General features: G+C 72.5%; 1 protein-coding gene and 1 pseudogene. Both read right to left on the bottom strand.

What is annotated here, in order from left to right; all coding sequences use genetic code 11:
• On the bottom strand, positions 1–1,574 hold a 1,574-nt coding region (locus AC2VNT_RS16050; RefSeq protein ID WP_486947796.1), incomplete at its 3' end, for a substrate-binding domain-containing protein.
• A gap of 56 nt (positions 1,575–1,630) precedes the next feature.
• Positions 1,631–2,346 (bottom strand): annotated as a pseudogene (locus tag AC2VNT_RS16045) (malate synthase G); the annotation flags it as partial.

Genomic DNA, 2,346 nt, shown 5'->3' with positions numbered 1-2,346 from the left:
TGAATCCGGCTGCTCAGTGCGGTGACGACATTGCCGAACCGGCTGTCGCTGCCTTCGCTGGTCGTCATCGACTGGTCCAGCATCACGGTGACCGTCGAGCCGGTCGACGAGGTGCCCAGCGTCCCGGCCAGCGTGGCCCGCAGTTGGTCGTCGCCGACCGACAGCGTCTCCGGCAGCGGCCCGAAGGCGGTGACGTCGCTCGTCGGCGGTTTCACGCCCTCGGCCCGGAAGCCGGCTTCGGCCAGCTCGGCCTGCTGGTCGGGTTTCTGCGCGAACCGGGCGAACTCGCTGGCCGCGCTCATCTGCTCCGGCGACAACCAGGCCCCGCTGAGCAGCGCGGCCGGGTAGTCGGCGACCACGGCCGGGCCGGGCGGCAGCCACGCTCCCAAACTCGCGGTGCCGGCCTGCGACCGGGCCCGGGTGAACAGCTGCTGCTCGGTGGTGACCACGGCGTGTACCGGTGCGGCTGCCGGGTCGCCCGGGTCCAGCAGCGCGTTCATCGCCTCGGCCAGGGAGTTGTCTGCCAGCTTCGGCTGATCGCCCAGCAGGCTGCGCAGTGCCGGCACGCCCTCGCTGGCCGATGCACCGCCGGGCGCGGCCGCCGCGTCGACGGCTTCGGCGGCCAGGAACGCGGCGTCGGCGTTGCCGGCGATCGGCAGCGCCAGTCGCAGCGACCCCCAGCCCGGCAGGCCCACCGCGGCCAGCGAGTCGGGGGTGGTCTGCAGTTTGGGTAGGCTGCCCCAGCTTTGTTGCTGCAGCGCGCGGTGGAGTTTCGGCTGGATCGCGAGGAGCACCGGGGAGGTGACCAGTGAGCGGCTCTCGCTGATCGTCTGCTCGCCGGCGGCGGCCTTCAGCCGCGCGGTGGAGATCGAACTCCCCGGAATCCACAGCGCCGGCCGCTCACCGAGCTGCGCCGGCCACTCGCCGATGAAGCCGTCGATGACGGCGTCCGAGTCGGCCGGCTTGACCTGCACCGACACGCAGCGATCGCGCACCGGCCGGGCGGATTTGTTGAACCGGTCGGCGAAGCCCTGCAGGTGGTCGGCGATGGACGGATCGGCGACGACGGCGACGACGAGGCCGCCTTCGCCGCAGTGTCCGGCGGCGGCATCGGAGCGATGGGCGAGTGAGTTGCCGAAGCCGCGCCACAGGATCACTCCGCCGACGACGACGATGACCGTGACCAGCGCGACGATCACACCGATGCTGACACCACGCCGGCCGTCGTCGCTGCGGTGGCCGCCCTCCCACTGACCGCCACCCCGGTCGGCGACCCGCCACCGGCGGGGCCGGGGCCCGCCGGGTGCCGCGCTGCGCCCGGTTGGCGGCGCATCCCGGTCGTCGAGGTGGCCCCGGTCACCGGAGCCGTCCGGGTAGTAGCCGTCGTCGTCCGGCTGGTCGGTGTAGCCGTCGTCGTAGTCGGGGTCATCGGCGGCGTAGTGGTCGTCTTCGGGGTAGGTGCCGGCCCGGAAATACCCGCCGTCGTCGTCGTAACCACCGAAGCCGGTGGGGTAGTCGAGCGGCTCCTCGGCGTCGTCGCCGTCGGCGGGTCCGGGGATGCGGTGCCTACCCATGGCGGTCCGCGCGTCCGCTCAGCGGCGAGCGGGTCGCCGTGGTCAACCGCCGTCGATCAGACACCGGACGAGCCGGGGTGCGCGGCCTTGAACTCGCGCCGGCGGCGGTGCAGGATCGGCTCGGTGTAGCCGTTGGGCTGACCCGCGCCGGACAGGATCAGCTCCTCGGCGGCGGCGAACGCGATGCTGGCGTCGAAGTCGGGCGCCAGCGGCCGGTAGTTCGGGTCGCCGGCGTTCTGCTGGTCGACCACCGGGGCCATCCGCTCCAGCCCGGAGCGCACATCGCCGGCGGTGAGCACCCCGTGCCGCAGCCAGTTCGCCAACAGCTGCGACGAGATCCGCAGGGTGGCACGGTCTTCCATCAGCGCCACGTCGTGGATGTCGGGCACCTTCGAGCAGCCCACCCCCTGGTCGATCCAGCGCACCACGTAGCCGAGGATCGACTGGCAGTTGTTGTCGACCTCTTCGCGGATCTCCTCCGGCGCCCAGGCCAGCTCCGTGCCGGTGAGCGGGATGGTCAACAGCTGATCCAGCGTCGCCCGGGGCGCGCCGGCCAGCTCCTGCTGCACCGCGAAGACGTCCACCCGGTGGTAGTGCATCGCGTGCAGCGTGGCCGCGGTCGGCGACGGCACCCACGCCGTGCTGGCGCCGGCCCGCGGGTGGGCGATCTTCTGCTCGACCATGTCGTGCATCAGCTCGGTCATCGTCCACATGCCCTTGCCGATCTGGGCGTGCCCGGGCAGCCCGCTGGCCAGGCCGACGTCGACGTTGT

The organism is Mycobacterium sp. TH-M15 (assembly GCF_057473705.1).
Note: the sequence above shows the minus strand (reverse complement) of the source record. Positions and strands in the feature narration are given on the sequence as shown.